This window comes from Polynucleobacter kasalickyi (assembly GCF_900176405.1).
Lineage (GTDB): Bacteria > Pseudomonadota > Gammaproteobacteria > Burkholderiales > Burkholderiaceae > Polynucleobacter > Polynucleobacter kasalickyi.
Map to the genome: position 1 here is coordinate 251,161 of NZ_FWXJ01000002.1, position 17,913 is coordinate 269,073.

Consider the following 17,913-nt stretch of genomic DNA (forward strand, 5'->3'; position numbering starts at 1 on the left):
CGTGCCTTATCCGAATAACCGACGACGGGTCGTTGTCACCGGTTTAGGTCTTGTCAGCCCAGTTGGAAATGATGTAAATTCCGCATGGGATAATTTGCTTCTTGGTAAATCAGGTATTGCCACTATTTCTAAGTTTGATTCTAGTGGTTTATCGGTTCACTTTGCTGGCGAAGTAAAGAACTTCAATATCGAAGACTATATTTCGGCCAAAGAAGCAAGACATATGGATACATTTATCCATTTTGGCATCGCTGCTGGGACACAAGCCTTTAAAGATAGTGGGATTGAAGTGACTGAAGCCAATTCTGAACGAATTGGTGTTTTAGTTGGTTCTGGCATTGGTGGTTTACCAATGATTGAAGATACCCACCAAGAGTTAATCACTCGTGGTGCGCGACGTATCTCTCCATTTTTTGTACCTGGTTCAATCATCAACATGATTTCAGGGCACCTCAGTATCAATTTGAACCTCAAAGGTCCAAACTTGTCTGCTGTTACTGCTTGTACTACTGGGTTGCATAGTATTGGTTTAGCCTCTAGGTTGATTCAATACGGCGATGCTGATGTCATGATTGCTGGTGGTGCTGAGTCTACCGTTTCCCCCCTTGGTATTGGTGGTTTTGCAGCCGCTAGGGCTTTATCATTACGCAATGATGACCCTGCAACTGCTTCTAGACCTTGGGATGTAGATCGTGATGGATTTGTATTAGGTGAAGGCGGCGGTGTAGTAGTACTCGAAGAGTATGAACATGCAAAAGCTCGCGGAGCCAAAATATACGCTGAAGTTGCTGGATTTGGGATGAGCGGTGATGCCTATCATATGACGGCACCGAACATGGATGGACCTAGAAGATGTATGTTGAATGCTATCAAAGATGCTGGCGTGAATCCTGAGGAAATTGGGTACATTAATGCTCATGGCACATCGACACCACTAGGCGATAAAAACGAAACTCAAGCAATTAAAGCGGCATTGGGTGACCATGCTAAAAAACTAATTGTGAACTCTACGAAGTCGATGACTGGTCATTTACTGGGTGGAGCAGGTGGACTTGAGTCCGTATTTACTATTTTGGCACTTTATCATCAAAAGTCACCTCCAACCATTAACATTTTTAATCAAGATCCAGAATGTGATTTAGATTATTGTGCTAACACTGCACGAGATCTTAAAATGGATGTTGCCGTTAAAAATAACTTTGGATTTGGTGGTACGAACGGTACGCTAGTTTTCAAAAGAATTTAAAATAGTTGATTATTAACAACTATTTTTTGATTAAACTACCGCGCTATGAATAAAGTTAGTAAATTCAATAAGTTATCCAATGGCTTGATCGTTATATTCACAACGCTAATTTCGATTAGCGCTGTTAATGCACAAAGTGACAGCTCGAATAACCTTAATAATCAAAGTTCAAGTGCCAGAAGGTTCATTGACTTTGCCGATTTAGTTGAAAAAGCTAGCCCTGCTGTTGTAAACATTCGTACGACAGAGAAGGTGATGGTCTATCAAATGCCTTCCAATATTACACCGCAAGATCAAGCTGAATTTTTTCGACGGTTCTTTGGAATTCCATTACCCGCACAGCCTCAACCTGCACCACAGCAACGTCCACAGCAACAACAGGCTCCTCAAGCTCAAGAACAGAACCGTGGTACTGGATCTGGTTTTATTTTAGACTCCAGTGGCTATATCCTCACCAATGCGCATGTGGTTGAAGGCGCTACCAATATTTATGTGACTTTAACGGATAAGCGAGAGTTTAAGGCAAAGTTGATTGGGTCAGATCCAAGAACAGACGTAGCTCTAGTCAAAGTTGAAGCTAAAGATTTACCTAAATTGCCAGTTGGTGATTCATCAAAAGTAAGGGTTGGGGAGTGGGTCTTAGCGATTGGCTCTCCCTTTGGTTTGGATAACACGGTCACAGCTGGTATTATTTCTGCAAAAGGGCGTGAAACAAACGACAGCATTACCCCTTTTATTCAAACCGATGTGGCAATTAATCCAGGCAATTCTGGTGGGCCATTAATTAATACACGCGGTGAAGTCATTGGTATTAATTCTCAGATTTATAGTAAATCCGGTGGGTATATGGGAATATCCTTTGCAATTCCTATTGATGAGGCCATACGTATTTCAGAGCAACTCAAGACCAACGGTCGGATTGTTAGGGGTCGAATTGGCGTCACGATTACCGAATTGACTAAAGAGTTATCTGAATCAATCGGTTTTACCTTGAAGTCAAAAGGTGTTTTAGTGCGTGGTATTGAAGCTGGAGCCCCTGCCGCCATGGCTGGTATAGAGGTTGGTGATGTAGTCGTCAAAATTAACGATCGTGAGATTGAAAAATCATTAGATTTGACCAGAACGATTAGTGATGTTAAGCCGGGTACTCGGGTAAAACTTCAAGTCTGGCGAAAAGGTAGCATTCGAGAAATAAATGTAATGGTCGTTGAGGTAGATATGCCTCGTCGTTCCTAAAGCATTACAATAGAACGAGACGTCTTATTGCAGCACGACATGGTGTTGTGCTACAGCAAGACGTTCTAAGGAACCCATGAAACACATAAGAAATTTTTCAATCATTGCCCATATTGACCATGGGAAATCCACCCTAGCTGATCGTATTATCCAACTTTGTGGCGGCCTCTCCGAACGCGAAATGGAAGCCCAGGTTCTTGATTCAATGGACATTGAAAAAGAGCGTGGTATTACAATCAAAGCCCAGACTGCGGCATTAAGTTATCGTGCACGCGATGGTCAAGTTTATAACCTGAATTTAATCGATACGCCCGGTCATGTGGACTTCTCCTATGAAGTGAGCCGATCACTCTCAGCTTGCGAAGGAGCTTTGCTCGTTGTGGATGCGAGTCAAGGGGTAGAAGCTCAAACGGTCGCCAATTGCTACACAGCGATTGAGCTTGGGGTCGAAGTGGTGCCCGTTTTAAATAAAATTGATTTACCCTCTGCTGATCCAGATAAAGCAAAACAAGAAATTGAAGACATTATCGGTATCGACGCGACGGATGCTGTGACCTGTTCGGCCAAAACCGGGCTTGGCGTAGAAGATGTAATCGAGCGCTTAATTGTTGAAGTACCGCCACCGGTAGGTGATCCTACTGCGCCATTACAGGCTCTCATCGTGGACTCTTGGTTCGATAATTATGTTGGTGTAGTCATGTTGGTTCGAATAAAAAATGGTACGCTCAAGCCTAAAGAGCGCATCTCTTTGATGTCCAACAAGTCGATGCACTTAGTAGACCACGTCGGGGTGTTTACACCTAAATCCATTGATAAACCTGAACTGACAGCTGGTCAAGTAGGTTTTATTATTGCTGGCATTAAAGAATTAAAGGTCGCCAAGGTAGGTGATACGATTACCCATGCTCCAGGACAGCAGGGGCGTATTCCGGCACTTGAGCCATTACCTGGTTTCAAGGAGGTCAAATCGCAAGTTTTTGCAGGCTTGTATCCTGTAGAGGCTAATCAATATGAAGCCCTTAGAGAATCTTTAGAAAAATTAAAGCTGAATGATGCAGCTCTGCAATATGAGCCTGAAGTGTCTCAAGCCCTTGGCTTCGGTTTTAGATGCGGTTTCTTAGGTCTCTTACATATGGAAATTGTGCAAGAACGTTTAGAGCGCGAATTTGATATGGATTTAATTACGACAGCTCCAACAGTCGTATATGAAGTCGAGTTAAGTGATCACACGAAAGTGATTGTCGACAATCCTTCAAAAATGCCTGAGCCTAGTAAAATCGACACAATTTTTGAGCCGATTGTGGTGGTCAATTTATATATGCCTCAAGAATATGTGGGAGCTGTCATTACGCTTTGTACGGGTAAGCGTGGCATTCAAACAAATATGCAGTACCTTGGTCGACAAGTGCAATTGACCTATGACTTACCGATGGCAGAAATTGTGATGGACTTTTTTGACAGACTTAAATCGATTTCTAGGGGCTATGCTTCGATGGATTATGAGTTTAAGGAATATCGTCCGTCGGATGTGGTTAAAGTGGATATTTTGATTAACGGCGACAAAGTGGATGCTTTATCCATTATTGTTCACCGCACCAATAGTCAGTATCGTGGTCGTGAAGTTGTTGCGAAGATGCGTGAAATTATTCCACGTCAAATGTTTGATGTAGCCATTCAAGCGGCGATTGGTAGTGGCATTATTGCGCGTGAAAACGTGAAAGCTTTGCGTAAAAACGTTCTTGCCAAATGTTATGGTGGCGATATTTCGCGGAAGAGAAAACTGCTTGAAAAGCAAAAAGCAGGTAAAAAACGGATGAAGCAAGTGGGTAATGTGGAGATTCCACAAGAAGCATTTTTGGCAATTTTACAGGTTGAAGATAAATGAGTATATGGGCTTTAATTGGACAGCAGTTTGCTAAAATTCTTTTGGCATTGTTTGTTATCTTTGGTATTTTGTGGACTTTAGATAAGTTAGTCCTCAGCAAGCAAAGAAAGGCTCTAGGCATTGTCAAGAGACCTATTTGGTTGGAGTTTACTGCGGACTTATTTCCAGTAATTGCCTTTATTTTTGTCTTACGCTCATTCTTGTTTGAGCCTTTTAAAATCCCATCAGGATCAATGATTCCGACCTTACAAATTGGTGATTTTATTTTGGTGAATAAGTTCACCTATGGCATTCGGTTTCCAGTAATTAATAAAAAGATGATTGAAGTTGGCGAGCCAAAGCGTGGAGATGTGGTTGTTTTCCGATATCCGGTCGATGAAAGTGTTGATTACATTAAGCGTGTCGTTGGTGTGCCGGGTGATGTTGTGCAGTACGCGGATAAACGCTTAACGATTAATGGTCAAGCATTTAATTATGAGCAGATCAGTAAAATCCCTCAGGTTGGTGAGGCAGATAATCAAGGGCTCTTTGGAGCGATCCCTGACTTTTTAAAAACAAGGCACTTTAAAGAAACGTATCCTAGTGAGTTAGGTGGAGTTTCGCACTTTATCGAAAATGATCCTCAACGTGCTAGCGGGTTTGCTAGTACCTTTATTCAGGAGAATGCCTTTCCTCAAATGGAAAATTGTGAATATAACGCATCTGGTTTTACTTGTAAGGTGCCAGCCGGTTCATATTTTATGATGGGCGATAATCGTGACAACAGTCTAGACTCACGTTATTGGGGTTTTGTACCAGAGAAAAATTTAGTTGGTAAAGCCTTTTTCATTTGGTTGAACATTGGCGACTTACACCGCATAGGGCGTTTTAACTAATCATGAATGCTAGAACCACAATTGATACCAAGCTATTAGAAGAGCGCTTAGGTTATCAGTTCCAAAAGCATGACTTATTAGTGCAGGCCTTGACTCACCGAAGTCATGGCAAAAAAAACAATGAGCGTCTAGAGTTTTTAGGTGACTCTGTGCTGAACTGTATTGTGGCTGAAATTCTGTTTGATAAATTTAATCACCTGGATGAGGGAGATCTCTCAAGGGTGAGGGCCAATTTAGTAAAACAGCAAGCCTTGTATGAGATTTCGCAAAGTTTGTCTTTATCAGACTACCTCCGCCTAGGAGAGGGTGAGTTAAAAAGTGGCGGCTTTAAGAGGCCGTCTATCCTAGCCGATACCTTGGAAGCGATCATCGCGGCCATCTTTGTTGAAGCGGGTTTTTACAAGGTTCGTGAAATTTTGCGTAAGCTTTACAGTTTGATCCTAGAAAATGTTGATCCGAAAACACTGGGTAAGGATGACAAAACTTTGTTGCAAGAGTATTTACAGGGTCATCAATTACCCTTGCCGGTTTATCAAGTGACAGCTACGACAGGTGTTGCACATAATCAAAATTTTGAAGTAGAGTGCTGTGTTGAGCCGCTAGACATTCGGGTGTCTGGGACTGGGACTAGTCGGCGTGCAGCTGAACAATGTGCTGCCAAACTGGCATTGATTCGCGCGCAAAAGGCCTTGCCACAAATCTTAAAACCCTCTAAGAAATTACAGGCCAGAAAGAAAAAAAGTCTTCTTGAACCGAGTCAAGGTGATGAACAACTGAACTTAACTTTAAAAGGCTAATCATGACATTTAAATGTGGCTCCATTGCCCTCGTCGGTCGTCCCAATGTAGGCAAATCTACGTTGTTGAATGCCTTAGTTGGTCAAAAAATCAGTATTACCTCTAGAAAAGCGCAGACTACCCGGCATCGTATCGCTGGTATTAACACCACGGAGAGTGCGCAGTTCATCTTTTTAGATACGCCAGGTTTTCAAACGCATTTTGTTAGTGCGTTGAATAAATCTCTGAATCGTACGGTTACTAATACCCTTGGGGATGTGGACGTTATTTGCTTAGTGATTGAGGCAGGTAACTTTTCTAAAGACGATGCGCAAGTTTTGGAGATGCTGCAAGGAGATATTCCGGTCATCTTAGTGGCAAATAAATTAGATGTGTTTGCTAGTCGTGCAGAAACACCATCCGATCGTGATTATTACTTGCTGGAATTTTTGAAAGAAATGTCTGGAAAATTTGAGTTTGCTGAAATCGTGCCGATGACCGCAAAACATCCGGATGATGTAGTACGTTTAATGGCTACGATTGAGTCTTATTTACCTGAACGTGAAGCAATCTATGATCCGGACACTCTAACGGATCGAAGTGAGCGCTTTTTAGCGGCAGAAATCTTACGGGAAAAAGTCTTTCGCCATACTGGTGCTGAGTTACCCTATGCGAGTTCTGTCGTGATTGATAAATTTGAGCTAGACGGAAAAATGCGTCGTATCGCAGCAACTATCCTAGTTGATCGAGACAGTCACAAGCCAATGATTATTGGTGAGAAGGGTGAACGTCTGAAAAGAATCTCGACAGAGGCTCGGGTAGATATGGAAAGACTTTTCGATGGAAAGGTTTTTTTAGAGACCTGGGTCAAAGTGAAAAGAGGTTGGGCAGATGACCGAGTTGCTTTAAGAGAGCAAGGATTGGAGTAAGCGATGCGGGTGTTTGAAGAGCCTGCATTCGTATTGCATTCGATCGCTTATAAAGAAACAAGCTTAATTTTAGATGTTTTCACGAGACACTATGGGCGAATCGCCCTAGTAGCGAAAGGTGCCAAAAGGCCTCACTCCCCTCTTCGCCCGGTTTTACAACAATTCCAACCATTAGAAATCCATTTCACTGGTAAGTTAGAGTTAAAGACTTTAACGAAATCTGAGTGGACTGGAGGTGTGGTTCCCCTAGTCGGGGACGCTCTATTATGTGGTTTTTATATGAATGAATTGATTGTAAAATTCTTGGCACGAGAGGATGCTCATGAATCTTTGTTTGATGATTATCATCAAACCATTGCTCAACTATCGATGGCCACCGAGCAGTTTGAAAAAATCTTGCGGCCTTTTGAAATTAGGCTTTTACAAGAAACTGGCTATTGTGCACCACTCGATATTTGTCAAGAAACCGGTGCTGCTTTAGATCCAGAGCTAGATTATGTATATCAACCAGAAGTTGGCGTACGACCCCATGGGCTTCATGACCCCCTCTATTGGCCGATTTTGAAAGGTAAACATTTCTCAGCATTAGCTAGATTTTATTTGGAAGATCCTGAAACCTTACAATTAAGTAAACCTTTAATGCGATTTTTGTTAGGACTACATCTTCAAGACCAAGTCTTAATGACACGGCAAATTTTAATAGATTTAAAAAAACTATAGGAATGACCATGATTCAAACGATCGATTTGGGAGTTAATATTGACCATATAGCAACACTTCGTAACGTTCGCGGTGTGAGTTATCCAGATCCAATCAGAGCAGCCTTGGAGGCCGAAGAGGCTGGTGCTGATTTGATTACCCTACATTTGCGCGAAGATCGTCGCCACATTAAAGATGAAGATTTATTTGCAATCCGTCCCTTACTCAAAACGCGCATGAATTTAGAGTGCGCAATTACTACTGAGATGCTAGAAATTGCCTGTCGTGTTCAACCTCAGGATGTTTGTTTAGTTCCTGAGAAAAGAACTGAGGTGACTACCGAAGGTGGTTTGGATGTTTTGGGTAAATTCAATGAGGTGAAATTGGCTCTCAAAATTCTAGGTGAAGCAGGTATCAAAGTGTCTTTATTTATTGATCCTGACAGGGGAGTTATTCAGGCGTGTCATGATCTTGGGGTGAAGATTGTTGAATTGCACACCGGAGCCTATGCTAATGCGTCGGGCTCTAAGCAAGTAGCAGAGTTACAGCGAATTAAAATAGCTGCTGCATTTGCCCATGAAATGGGTATCAAGGTGAATGCAGGCCATGGTTTACATGAGGGGAATGTTTGGGAGATTGCGCAAATTTTACCGATTAGGGAATTAAATATCGGTCATGCTTTAGTGGCTGAGGCCGTTTTTAAAGGCTGGAAAATTGCGATTCAAGATATGAAAGCATTAATGCAAGCAGCTCGTAATCAACCATCGGGTAGCCTTGCATGATTTATGGGATTGGCAATGATTTGCTGCTAATTGCAAGGATGGAAAAAACCTTTGAAAGAACGGGTGGCCGGATTGTGCAACGTATTTTGGGGCCTAATGAAATACAAGTTTATGAAGCGCGTCGTAAAAGAAATCAGCGACGAGGCTTAGCTTACTTGTGTACCCGATTTGCTGCCAAAGAGGCATTTTCTAAAGCGATTGGATTGGGCATGCATGCGCCGATGACATGGCGCTCTGTGGAAGTGTTGAACGATTCTACTGGTCGACCTTATCTCATTTACCACGGCCCTTTAGCAATCATGATGCAAGAAAAAAACCTACATGGACAAGTTACTTTAACGGATGAAGAAAATATGGTGAGCGCTGTAGTGATTGTGACCAGTTCATCCATCAATGTTTGAATGGAGTTGATTGAATGAAGAGAAAAAATTTTACACCGGGACCTGTTGTATTGGATGTCCTTGCGGATGAGTTAACCCTTGAAGATGTAGAACGAATTAAACATCCCCTCACGGGTGGCGTGATTCTATTCGGTAGAAATTTTCAGAGTAGAGCGCAACTAACAGCCTTAACAAAGTCGATTAAAAAAGTTCGTGAGGATGTACTGATTGCGATTGACCATGAAGGTGGTCGAGTGCAACGTGCAAAGACCGATGGTTTTACCCACTTACCTGCTATGCAACGTTTAGGAAATATTTGGTCAGGTAAGCAGTTGCCATCTGGTCGATATACCGCCTCAGAAACCGCCCTCATGGCGATGAACGCAGCAACTGCAGTAGGTTATGTGCTAGCAAGTGAGCTGAGGGCTTGTGGAGTTGATTTTAGCTTTACGCCTGTCCTCGATTTAGATTACGGTAATAGCCAAGTGATTGGTGATCGTTCTTTCCATCAAGAGTCAAGTATTGTGACGATGTTGGCACGTAGTTTAAATCATGGGCTCTTGTTAGCAGGGATGAAAAATTGTGGAAAACATTTCCCTGGTCATGGTTTTGCCAGTGCAGACTCTCATGTAGAGATACCAACCGATACTCGCAGCCTGGTTGAGATTTTGAAGAAGGATGCTAAGCCTTATTTAGATCTTGGCTTAACGCTAGATTCTGTGATGCCAGCCCATGTGATTTATCCAGCGGTCGATAAAATGCCGGCGGGTTTTTCGAAAATTTGGTTGCAAGATATTTTGCGTCGTAAGTTAGGTTTTAATGGGGTTATTTTTAGCGATGACTTATCGATGGAAGGCGCATCTGTTGCTGGGAATGTTGTTCAAGGAGCACAAGCCGCATTAAGTGCAGGCTGTGACGCCGTCCTAATTTGTAATCGTCCTGATTTGGCTGATCAATTACTGCACGAATTGAAAATCCATGAAAAATTATTTGCTGTTTCTAGACAGCGTTTGATTCGTTTGTTTCCCCAAAGCCACTCTTTGAGCTGGAAAGAATTACAAATGGAGCAACAATATGCTGAAGCAAAAATGCTTTTACAAACCTATGGCTTGATTGCTTAGTAGTCAGTCTTTCGTTAGTTGAATACCAAAATATAATTTGGCAGTCCAAGAAAAAGGCCTCAAAAAGATATTTTTTGAGGCCTTTTTAATCGAACAGTCTAAAACCGAAAAGGTAAATTTTTCCTGTTTCAGAATCTTAAGCAGGGAATATTAATTGGCGCGACTGCGATATTCGCCAGTACGAGTGTCAATTTCAATTTTGTCACCGGTACCACAGAACAAAGGCACTTGTAATTCGTAACCGGTTTCAATTTTTGCCATCTTCATGACTTTTCCTGAACTCGTGTCACCTTTGACTGCTGGTTCTGTATAGATGATTTCACGAATAATCATAGTAGGCAAGTCAACTGACAATGCTTTACCTTCATAAAAAACTACTTCAACGGCCATGCCGTCTTGCAGGTAGTTCAGCGCATCACCCATGTTGTCAGCTTCAACTTCATATTGATTGTATTCAGTATCCATAAATACATACATTGGATCTGCAAAGTAAGAGTAGGTACACTCTTTCTTTTCTAGAACAACGATATCAAATTTGTCGTCTGCTTTATAGATTCCTTCGTTCGGGGCATCTGTAATCAAATTCTTAAATTTCATTTTTACAACAGCAGAGTTACGACCAGAACGGTTATATTCAGCACGTTGCACAACCATTGGCTCAGTACCAATCATTACAACGTTACCTACACGAACTTCTTGAGCAGTTTTCATCCGACTTTTTCCTTGAATTTCAAACCTATGATTTTAACCTTTTTTTAATAAAGGTTTAGCGAATTTCAATAATCGATCTCCCAAGTCCCCATCCAATTGGCGAGTTGCTAAGGTGTTTTGCCAATCTAGGGCATGTTGGCGAATGCTTGATAGCCCATCCCACCATTCGTTAACTGGTTGATTTGTCATCATTTTTCTGGTTTTTTCGGTGAGTCCGAGATTGTTTTTTGGTAAGTAGATATTTAAAAAAGCGTCTAATTTTTCTAAATGGACTAGATCTTCCTGCGGATAAATATCCCATATAAAGGGTTTGGCAGCCCACTGTGCTCTGATAAATGAATCCTCGCCTCTCACCCAATTCAAGTCACAATACGCTAAAAGTTTGTCGTATTCATCTTGTGGCATGAATGGCGTCGGTATTAAGCGCATCTGACCAACATCGATTGTTTCTGTAAAAGCTTGATGAAGCCATCTAGCTATTGCAGTTTGTGGCTTACCAGAGCAAATAAATAGATCTACTTTTGTATCTAACTCGATGAGTTGATTTAAAAAATCAATTAATTTCTGATCCCCGTAATTAAACACAGAGATCTTCGTTGAAGAGGGACGTGTTTGTTGAAACAGATCATCGATGATATGGGAGGGTGTGCACAACAAATGACTTTGCTCGGTTTTGCCAAGAAGCCCGCCAGTTTTTTCATTGAAGCCGGGATAATAAAAATATCTTTTAGCTTGCTTCGAGTCATTAGCTAGAGTGGCGAGGCCATGCATGTCCTCGACCCATGGTTCAGCACTCAAATACTCAACATTAATCAGGAGGCTGTTGGTGATTTGAGTGATGTAATGCTCAGGTAGATCGCAAGAAAATGTTTCCAATACCAGATCCGGGACGTCATCTGTCAGAATCATCGCTTCACTTACTTGCCATGGATGAAGTTCTAAGCCCAGTTGAGATAAATTTGACAGTGTAGTTTTACCCGCGAGTTGATGGATCAAAGACAGATCGTCACAAAATAATCGTATGTTATGGCCGGAGACCGTAAAATGATGGTTTGCAAGAATTTCTGTCAAGCGCCTAGCGAGACGCCAACAAAATCCAGCATCGCCGTAGTTATCAACGACCTTACAAAAGATATCAATACGCATGACAACGTCTCAACCTGAACAGTATTTTGAACAACTCCAAGAAGAGGTCAAGCAATTGACGGAACTGCCAGGGGTGTATCGATTTTTTGATCAGAGTAACCATATTTTGTATGTTGGGAAAGCAAAGAATCTTAAAAAAAGAGTCAGTAGTTATTTTCAGCGTACTCAATTATCTCCTCGAATTGAGAGGATGGTACAAAAAATTGCTCGCATGGAAACGACTGCAACTAGGACGGAAACAGAAGCTTTAATTTTAGAAAATAATTTAATTAAGGCACTAGCTCCACCCTTTAATATTTTATTTAGAGACGATAAATCTTATCCTTATTTGATGATTACTGGACATACTTTTCCGCGGATTGCCTCCTACCGAGGAAAGGTGGATAAGAAAAATAAGTATTTTGGACCTTTTCCTAATTCTTGGGCGGTCAAAAGTAGTGTGCAAATTTTACAAAAAGTATTTTTATTAAGGACTTGCGAAGATACGGTCTTCAAAAATCGTAGTAGGCCTTGTTTGTTACATCAAATCCATCGTTGTAGTGCTCCTTGTGTCGGGCTCGTCTCAACGTCTCAATATCAAGAAGATGTGGGTAAAGCAGTATCATTTTTAGCCGGTAATCATGCTAGCGTAATGAAGGATTTAGAAAAGTCGATGTTGGCTTTTAGTGATGCATTGGAGTTTGAAAAAGCTGCGTCAGTGAGAGATCGTATTACGGATTTATCGAATGTCTTGCAACAACAATCGATGGATGCAGTGGCAGATGGTCAAAACAATATTGATATTATTGCGGTAGCCGAGCAGCATGGCCATATTTGTGTGAACTTAGCCATGGTCAGAGGGGGACGGCATCTTGGCGATCGACCTTATTTCCCAATCGTCGTGAGAAATGATACGGGCGCAGCCTCAGAAATTTCTGAGTATTTACTGTCGTTCATGGTTCAAAGGTATTTGGATGATGTGGATCTAAGTGATGGTAGTGATTTGCAAAAATTAGTACCGACTGTATTTGTTATGAGTCATCCCTTGGGCGATGATGAAGGCTTATTAATAAAGTCCTTAGAAGAGCGTTTAGGAAAAAAAGTTCAGTTTATTACCCACCCACAAGGACAGCGAAAACATTGGTTGACGATGGCGCAAGGTAACGCACAGATTGCCCTAGCAAAGCGGATTAGTGAACGAAGTGGTGCTCAAGCTAGAACGATTGCCTTAATGGAACTTTTACAGCTAGATATTGATGACTCAGAGTTATTTCGAGTCGAGTGCTTCGATATTAGTCATACTTCAGGTGAAGCAACTCAAGCATCTTGTGTGGTCTATCAAAAAAATGACATGCAAAATAAAGAATATCGTCGATTTAATATTGAGGGGATTACTCCAGGCGATGATTATGCAGCAATGCGGCAAGTGCTTGAACGTCGTTACGCAAACTTCTTAGAGTTGCCAGAAGATAAAATCCCTCATGTCATTCTGGTCGATGGTGGAAAAGGGCAAGTAGAAGCCGCAAAAATGGTATTGAACGAACTAGGAGTTGATAATCGCTTAATTGTAGGCGTTGCTAAAGGAGATGGTCGTAAGGTCGGGTTAGAAACCTTGATTTTTGCTGATGATCGAGCACCACTGTTATTAGGGGTGGATAATATAGCTTTAATGTTGGTAGCACAAATTCGTGATGAGGCACATCGGTTTGCAATCACAGGGATGCGTGCTAAACGACAAAAAACGAGAAATGTTTCTAGACTTGAAGAGATTGAAGGTATCGGGGCCAAACGTAGACAAAAACTATTATCAAGATTTGGTGGCATCAAAGGTGTCGCCGGAGCAACTATCGAAGAGCTCTCCCAAGTTGAAGGAATTTCTCAATCTTTAGCAGAACAAATATATAAACAATTACACTAGCACTATCTTTTATTGAAATAAAAACTATGCCATTTAACTTTCCTATCTTTTTAACCTGGTTAAGAATTGCTGTAATACCACTTTTGGTGTGTATTTACTACGTGCCAGAGGGACTGTTTACCTTAGGTGAGAAAAATCTGATTGCTACGATTTTGTTTGTCTGCGCGGCAATCACCGATTGGTTGGATGGTTACTTGGCGAGGAAGTGGGCACAGTCCTCTAGTTTTGGTGCTTTTTTAGATCCGGTGGCAGATAAATTGATTGTAGCCGCGACCTTGCTTGTTCTTCTCAATTTTGATCGGGTTCCTGTTTGGGTGGCGTTAATTATTATTGGTAGAGAAATTACGATTTCCGCTTTAAGAGAATGGATGGCACAGTTGGGAGCCTCGGCCAGTGTGGCAGTTCATTTTTTAGGAAAAGTAAAAACAACCATGCAATTAGTGGCGATTAGTTTTTTGTTGTATGACAATACTTTGTTTGGTGTTATTCATACGGGGATTTTAGGAAAGTATCTAATTATCATCGCAGCCATGCTAACTTTATGGTCCATGGTTTATTATTTGCGTAAAGCTTGGCCAGTGATTGCAGATAAATCTTAAGAAAATAGCAATTGCACTAGTCAGATTAAAAAAAGTTTGTTACAATAATCTTCTTGGTTAATTCAGCAGATATTTGCTAATAATCATTAAGTAGTAAAATGGCAGTACAGCATAAGTTTTAGTTGTAAATTATGCGGGATTAGCTCAGTTGGTAGAGCGATACCTTGCCAAGGTATAGGTCGAGAGTTCGAGTCTCTTATCCCGCTCCAAATTTAAAAAAGGGAAGCTGCGCTTCCTTTTTTATTTCGTAAGCAGCATACAGTTTTTATAAGTAAAGATTTATAATTTCAGTTTGTTACTTATCGTAAATGCAGTGGCGCGATGGCCGAGTGGTTAGGCAGAAGCCTGCAAAGCTTTGAACGGGGGTTCGATTCCCTCTCGCGCCTCCAAAAACTCTCCAATTAACACCTTTTATTGCCAATAAAACCCAATAGATATATGGTTCTTATCATTTTATGGGTGTTCATGGCTAATCCTTGCAAATAAGTGTGGTATCAGTTCTTAGTGGGTAAATAGGCGGGCAAATTTTTTGCTCCAAAGAATTACCTACAAAAACAAAAAAATTAACTGATTCCTTTATGAAAGCGATTAAGCCTCAAGTCTCACAAAAAAATCCCGATGGTGGTGGCCTAGCTCGGTTCTCCTATCCTAACGGACTTTTGTCTTGGTGATATAGGTACAGATTGAATGGCAAAGAAAAGATGCTTTTAATTGGAAGCTATCTTGAAATTAGTTTATAGGAGGCGAGAAACACTCACACCAGCTAAGTGCTAACACTTAGCTATTTTGCAAACATCCTCAGACTAAGGCCTGATTTATAACTTACTCCTATTTCTGGGGATGATTATTCCCAGTATAACCACTGCGCAATTGCTTTACCCATCACTAGCTCAATTTCTTCAGGGCTAATCCATTGGTATTCATTAACAAACAAATCAATTGACTCACGCCAAGTACATTTCAGTTTGGTAATATCGCTTCCCCAAAAGAAACGCTCTGGTCCAAAATAGCTATAAATTTGCTGAACGTAGTGCTCAATGCTTTTGTAAGGGTAAGGGTCATTAGCGTACGCTGGAACTGCAGTAGCCTTCATGGCGATATTGGAAAAGGTAGCCAATTCTTTTAGGATGTCCATCTGTGCAAACGCTGAATCGCCGGTAGCATCTATAGGTACCCCTAGATGATCAACGATGAGCTTTAACTCTGGATAACGCCTTGCAATCGAAGCAAAAACTTCGAGATGACTACTGGCGGCTATGGCAATCGGAATTGCGTTTTCCTGAGCTCCAGACCACAGCCAATCTAATTCACTACCCATCATCCAAGTTTTATGTTTGGGGTCATTAAGAATATATCTCAGCCCCAACATACCTGGTTGTTGCTTCCAATGCTTCAAAATCGATTTCGGATCTTCACTATCTAATGGGAAATTTCCTAAAATACCAAATCGTTGCGGGTATTTTCTTGCTGCCTCAATAGCAATTTGATTAGCATTAAGATCCCAAGCTGGGGGTTGAATGATGGCTGCATCTACCCCAGCGAATTGCATATCCTCTAATATTTCTGTAGATGAATATGGTTCTTGACGGTGGGCTCCACGAGGTTTACCACTTTCCCAAATATGCACATGCGCATCAATAATTTTCATATATTAGTGCTCCGGAATAAATACATGCATACCATTTGCCAATCCATCTTGAACAGCTTTATAAACCCCAATAGCATTTTTAAGTGCATGGGTTTGTATATGTTGAGGTGGGTGCAGAAGGTGCTGATCAAAATCTTTCGCAAGCCCATTAAAAATGGCTGCACATTCACTCCCCGAATAGAGTAATGAATTTACGCCGATGATACTTGCCCCATTTCGATATAAATCTCTTACTGAAATGGTGACTTGTCCATTCCCTGGCGCAACGATTACCGCAACTTGACCAAATTTACCTATTGCGGATATTGAACCAGGCAACCAATGGCCAGTGGTGTCAAAAATCACATCAGGCCCTTCTGGAAAGTATTTCCAAATTAGCCTTTTAAGTGCTTTCTCATCTGAAGCATTTGGTAAGAGATCTGCAAATATTTCTTGTTCTTTTATGGTCGCTAGATGTTCTTCTGTACGTACCAAACCTAACACAGTAGCTTTATTTTTTTTGGCTAACTCTACAGCAGCATTACCAACCGCTCCATTTGCACCAATAATAACGATTCGCGTACCGTCTTTTACATGACAGGATTGAATAGCTCCCCAAGCAGTGATATAAGGAGTCCCGCAATTAGCCGCCTCAACAAAAGACAAGGCTTGTGGCTTCATCGAAATCGCACTTTGATGAACTTTCATATACGCAGCATGACTGCCGTCTTGAATAAAACCATTTTCTTTGCCCGTTCCCCAAACTTCTTTACCAATGAGTTCGGCAGGACCCTGCTGAATAATCCCAGAATAATCACGCCCCGGAGTTCTTGGAATGGTTGTATATGGTAGTCGACCCATGACGTTAGATATATCGTTTCTGTTCAACCTTCCTGCTTTAACTTCAATTAAAACTTCATCTTTACCTAAAGATGGGATAGGCATTTCAACAAGCTCTAAATTATTTAAATCTCCAGTTTGATTAAATCGTAATGCTTGCATGATTCTTCCTTATTTATTCGATCTTAATACCAGCTTTTTTTACTAATTTTGACATCCGCTCTGTTTCTTCGCGAATAAACTGACTAAATTCCTGAGGTGAGTTTGATGCGGGCTCAGATCCTTGTGCATAAAACTGTTCTTTAATTTCTGGTGAGCTTATCACTTTGACAATTGCAGCATTTAATTTATCAATAATGGCTTTAGGAGTTCCCGCAGGTGCGAGTAATCCATACCAATTTTTCATCTCGTAGCCTTCAATGCCAGCTTCTTTCACGGTAGGTACTTCTGGCAAAATTGCTGAACGAACATTTCCGCCTACTGCAAGAGCTCTTAACCTACCCGATCGAATCAATGCAATCGGCCCTTGCATCGGTGTAAAAACCCATTGTGACTCACCAGATAATAAAGACATGACTGAAGGTCCAGCCCCTTTATAAGGAATATGTACCGCGGATACATTTCCCATGGAGGTCAGCATTTCTCCTGCTAAATGGCTGGTTGATCCAATTCCTGCTGAGGCCATATTCAAACTATTAGGATTAGCTTTTATGCTCGCAACCAAATCTTTGACGTTCATAAACGGTGATGTAGCTGCAACCGCTAATACGTTTTGACCAACTGCAAAAATAGAAATCGGAGCTAAATCTTTTTGTGCGTCATAACTCAATTTGCTATACACATGCGGGGCAATGGTAATCCAAGAGGTTGCGCCAATTAATAAGGTATATCCATCTGGTGCAGATTTAGCAACATAATCTGCGCCAATAATGCCACCTGCACCTAATTTGTTTTCTAAAATAAGCGCTTGCCCCAGTTGCTCGGTTAATTTAGGAGCAATGAGACGAATTAAGGTATCTGTTGCTGACCCCGAACTTTGAGGAATAATAATCCGGATTGGTTTCGTGGGGTAATTGGTCTCAACATTTTGCGCTTGAGCAAAAGAAGCTAGTAATAGGAGAAAAAAACCAATTAATCTTTCTATGAATTTGGCGCTCATCTATA

Annotated in this window: 16 protein-coding genes, 2 tRNA genes and 1 pseudogene; 14 read left to right on the forward strand and 5 right to left on the reverse strand. The window is 41.3% G+C overall.

The features are described 5' to 3' along the window. Position 1: 1 nt before the first annotated feature. The 10 genes and pseudogenes from fabF to nagZ all read left to right on the forward strand — a co-directional run bounded on the left by fabF (position 2) and on the right by nagZ (position 9,929). On the forward strand, positions 2-1,246 hold the full coding sequence (fabF, locus tag B8983_RS03250) for a beta-ketoacyl-ACP synthase II (protein WP_084282623.1): 1,245 nt from the start codon (positions 2-4) through the stop codon (positions 1,244-1,246). Positions 1,247-1,291: 45 nt separating this feature from the next. Next, positions 1,292-2,461 (forward strand): annotated as a pseudogene (locus B8983_RS03255) (Do family serine endopeptidase); the annotation flags it as partial. 97 nt (positions 2,462-2,558) lie between these two features. Next, positions 2,559-4,367 (forward strand): translation elongation factor 4, encoded by a 1,809-nt coding sequence (lepA, locus tag B8983_RS03260; RefSeq protein WP_084282627.1) that lies wholly within the window; start codon positions 2,559-2,561, stop codon positions 4,365-4,367. Then, on the forward strand, positions 4,364-5,242 hold the full coding sequence (lepB, locus tag B8983_RS03265; RefSeq protein WP_084282628.1) for a signal peptidase I: 879 nt from the start codon (positions 4,364-4,366) through the stop codon (positions 5,240-5,242). The genes lepA and lepB overlap by 4 nt, the downstream gene beginning before the upstream one ends. Before the next feature lie 20 nt (positions 5,243-5,262). Continuing rightward, positions 5,263-6,039, forward strand: a complete 777-nt coding sequence (gene rnc, locus B8983_RS03270) for a ribonuclease III (protein WP_200806864.1) — start codon at positions 5,263-5,265, stop codon at positions 6,037-6,039. A 2-nt stretch (positions 6,040-6,041) separates the two neighbouring features. After that, positions 6,042-6,947 (forward strand): GTPase Era, encoded by a 906-nt coding sequence (gene era, locus B8983_RS03275; protein ID WP_084282632.1) that lies wholly within the window; start codon positions 6,042-6,044, stop codon positions 6,945-6,947. Positions 6,948-6,950: 3 nt separating this feature from the next. Then, positions 6,951-7,667, forward strand: coding sequence for a DNA repair protein RecO (gene recO / locus B8983_RS03280; protein ID WP_084282634.1), 717 nt, complete (start codon positions 6,951-6,953; stop codon positions 7,665-7,667). A gap of 2 nt (positions 7,668-7,669) precedes the next feature. Continuing rightward, positions 7,670-8,428 carry a pyridoxine 5'-phosphate synthase gene (gene pdxJ, locus B8983_RS03285; protein ID WP_084282636.1) on the forward strand — a complete coding sequence of 253 codons (759 nt, stop codon included), beginning with the start codon at positions 7,670-7,672 and terminating at the stop codon, positions 8,426-8,428. Beyond that, positions 8,425-8,829 (forward strand): holo-ACP synthase, encoded by a 405-nt coding sequence (acpS, locus tag B8983_RS03290; protein WP_084282638.1) that lies wholly within the window; start codon positions 8,425-8,427, stop codon positions 8,827-8,829. Before pdxJ ends, acpS begins: the two co-directional genes overlap by 4 nt. 14 nt (positions 8,830-8,843) lie before the next feature. Continuing rightward, positions 8,844-9,929: a beta-N-acetylhexosaminidase gene (gene nagZ / locus B8983_RS03295; RefSeq protein WP_084282640.1), complete on the forward strand. Its 1,086-nt coding sequence runs from the start codon at positions 8,844-8,846 to the stop codon at positions 9,927-9,929. 150 nt (positions 9,930-10,079) lie between these two features. Here nagZ and efp read toward each other — a convergent pair whose 3' ends face one another. Together efp and earP are read right to left on the reverse strand one after the other, a co-directional pair. Then, positions 10,080-10,640, reverse strand: a complete 561-nt coding sequence (gene efp, locus B8983_RS03300) for an elongation factor P (RefSeq protein WP_084282642.1) — start codon at positions 10,638-10,640, stop codon at positions 10,080-10,082. Positions 10,641-10,673: 33 nt separating this feature from the next. Next, positions 10,674-11,786: an elongation factor P maturation arginine rhamnosyltransferase EarP gene (gene earP / locus B8983_RS03305; protein WP_084282643.1), complete on the reverse strand. Its 1,113-nt coding sequence runs from the start codon at positions 11,784-11,786 to the stop codon at positions 10,674-10,676. Between earP and uvrC the strand changes: the two genes are divergently transcribed. The 4 genes from uvrC (at position 11,785) to B8983_RS03325 (ending at position 14,671) form a co-directional block, all read left to right on the forward strand. Further along, the gene (gene uvrC, locus B8983_RS03310; RefSeq protein WP_084282645.1) at positions 11,785-13,683 is read left to right on the forward strand and encodes an excinuclease ABC subunit UvrC; all 1,899 of its coding nucleotides are present in this window, start codon (positions 11,785-11,787) and stop codon (positions 13,681-13,683) included. The two genes, earP and uvrC, sit on opposite strands and share 2 nt — an antisense overlap. Positions 13,684-13,709: 26 nt before the next feature. Then, positions 13,710-14,282 carry a CDP-diacylglycerol--glycerol-3-phosphate 3-phosphatidyltransferase gene (pgsA, locus tag B8983_RS03315; protein WP_084282647.1) on the forward strand — a complete coding sequence of 191 codons (573 nt, stop codon included), beginning with the start codon at positions 13,710-13,712 and terminating at the stop codon, positions 14,280-14,282. Between the two features lie 133 nt (positions 14,283-14,415). Next, positions 14,416-14,491, forward strand: a tRNA-Gly gene (locus tag B8983_RS03320). A 106-nt stretch (positions 14,492-14,597) separates the two neighbouring features. Continuing rightward, positions 14,598-14,671 (forward strand) — tRNA-Cys (locus B8983_RS03325). Positions 14,672-15,126: 455 nt separating this feature from the next. On the opposite strand, the gene B8983_RS03330 is transcribed toward B8983_RS03325, so the two are convergent. Genes B8983_RS03330 through B8983_RS03340 form a run of 3 tightly spaced genes read right to left on the reverse strand, consistent with a single transcriptional unit; the run spans position 15,127 to position 17,908 of the window. After that, the gene (locus B8983_RS03330) at positions 15,127-15,930 is read right to left on the reverse strand and encodes an amidohydrolase family protein (protein WP_084282650.1); all 804 of its coding nucleotides are present in this window, start codon (positions 15,928-15,930) and stop codon (positions 15,127-15,129) included. Positions 15,931-15,933: 3 nt separating this feature from the next. Further along, complete coding sequence (locus B8983_RS03335; RefSeq protein WP_084282653.1) at positions 15,934-16,911, reverse strand: quinone oxidoreductase family protein; 978 nt, start codon at positions 16,909-16,911, stop codon at positions 15,934-15,936. Between the two features lie 13 nt (positions 16,912-16,924). Continuing rightward, entirely contained in the window at positions 16,925-17,908 is a 984-nt protein-coding gene (locus B8983_RS03340; protein WP_084282655.1) for a Bug family tripartite tricarboxylate transporter substrate binding protein, read from the reverse strand. Positions 17,909-17,913 lie beyond the last annotated feature (5 nt).

Excerpts from the sequence above, each read along its gene's own strand:
- lepB (WP_084282628.1), top strand. The coding sequence starts at position 4,364 with ATGAGTATATGGGCTTTAATTGGACAGCAGTTTGCTAAAATTCTTTTG.
- uvrC (WP_084282645.1), top strand. The coding sequence starts at position 11,785 with ATGACAACGTCTCAACCTGAACAGTATTTTGAACAACTCCAAGAAGAG.
- pdxJ (WP_084282636.1), top strand. The coding sequence starts at position 7,670 with ATGACCATGATTCAAACGATCGATTTGGGAGTTAATATTGACCATATA.
- recO (WP_084282634.1), top strand. The coding sequence starts at position 6,951 with ATGCGGGTGTTTGAAGAGCCTGCATTCGTATTGCATTCGATCGCTTAT.
- B8983_RS03340 (WP_084282655.1), bottom strand. The coding sequence starts at position 17,908 with ATGAGCGCCAAATTCATAGAAAGATTAATTGGTTTTTTTCTCCTATTA.
- efp (WP_084282642.1), bottom strand. The coding sequence starts at position 10,640 with ATGAAAACTGCTCAAGAAGTTCGTGTAGGTAACGTTGTAATGATTGGT.
- earP (WP_084282643.1), bottom strand. The coding sequence starts at position 11,786 with ATGCGTATTGATATCTTTTGTAAGGTCGTTGATAACTACGGCGATGCT.
- lepA (WP_084282627.1), top strand. The coding sequence starts at position 2,559 with ATGAAACACATAAGAAATTTTTCAATCATTGCCCATATTGACCATGGG.
- nagZ (WP_084282640.1), top strand. The coding sequence starts at position 8,844 with ATGAAGAGAAAAAATTTTACACCGGGACCTGTTGTATTGGATGTCCTT.
- acpS (WP_084282638.1), top strand. The coding sequence starts at position 8,425 with ATGATTTATGGGATTGGCAATGATTTGCTGCTAATTGCAAGGATGGAA.
- pgsA (WP_084282647.1), top strand. The coding sequence starts at position 13,710 with ATGCCATTTAACTTTCCTATCTTTTTAACCTGGTTAAGAATTGCTGTA.
- B8983_RS03330 (WP_084282650.1), bottom strand. The coding sequence starts at position 15,930 with ATGAAAATTATTGATGCGCATGTGCATATTTGGGAAAGTGGTAAACCT.
- B8983_RS03335 (WP_084282653.1), bottom strand. The coding sequence starts at position 16,911 with ATGCAAGCATTACGATTTAATCAAACTGGAGATTTAAATAATTTAGAG.
- era (WP_084282632.1), top strand. The coding sequence starts at position 6,042 with ATGACATTTAAATGTGGCTCCATTGCCCTCGTCGGTCGTCCCAATGTA.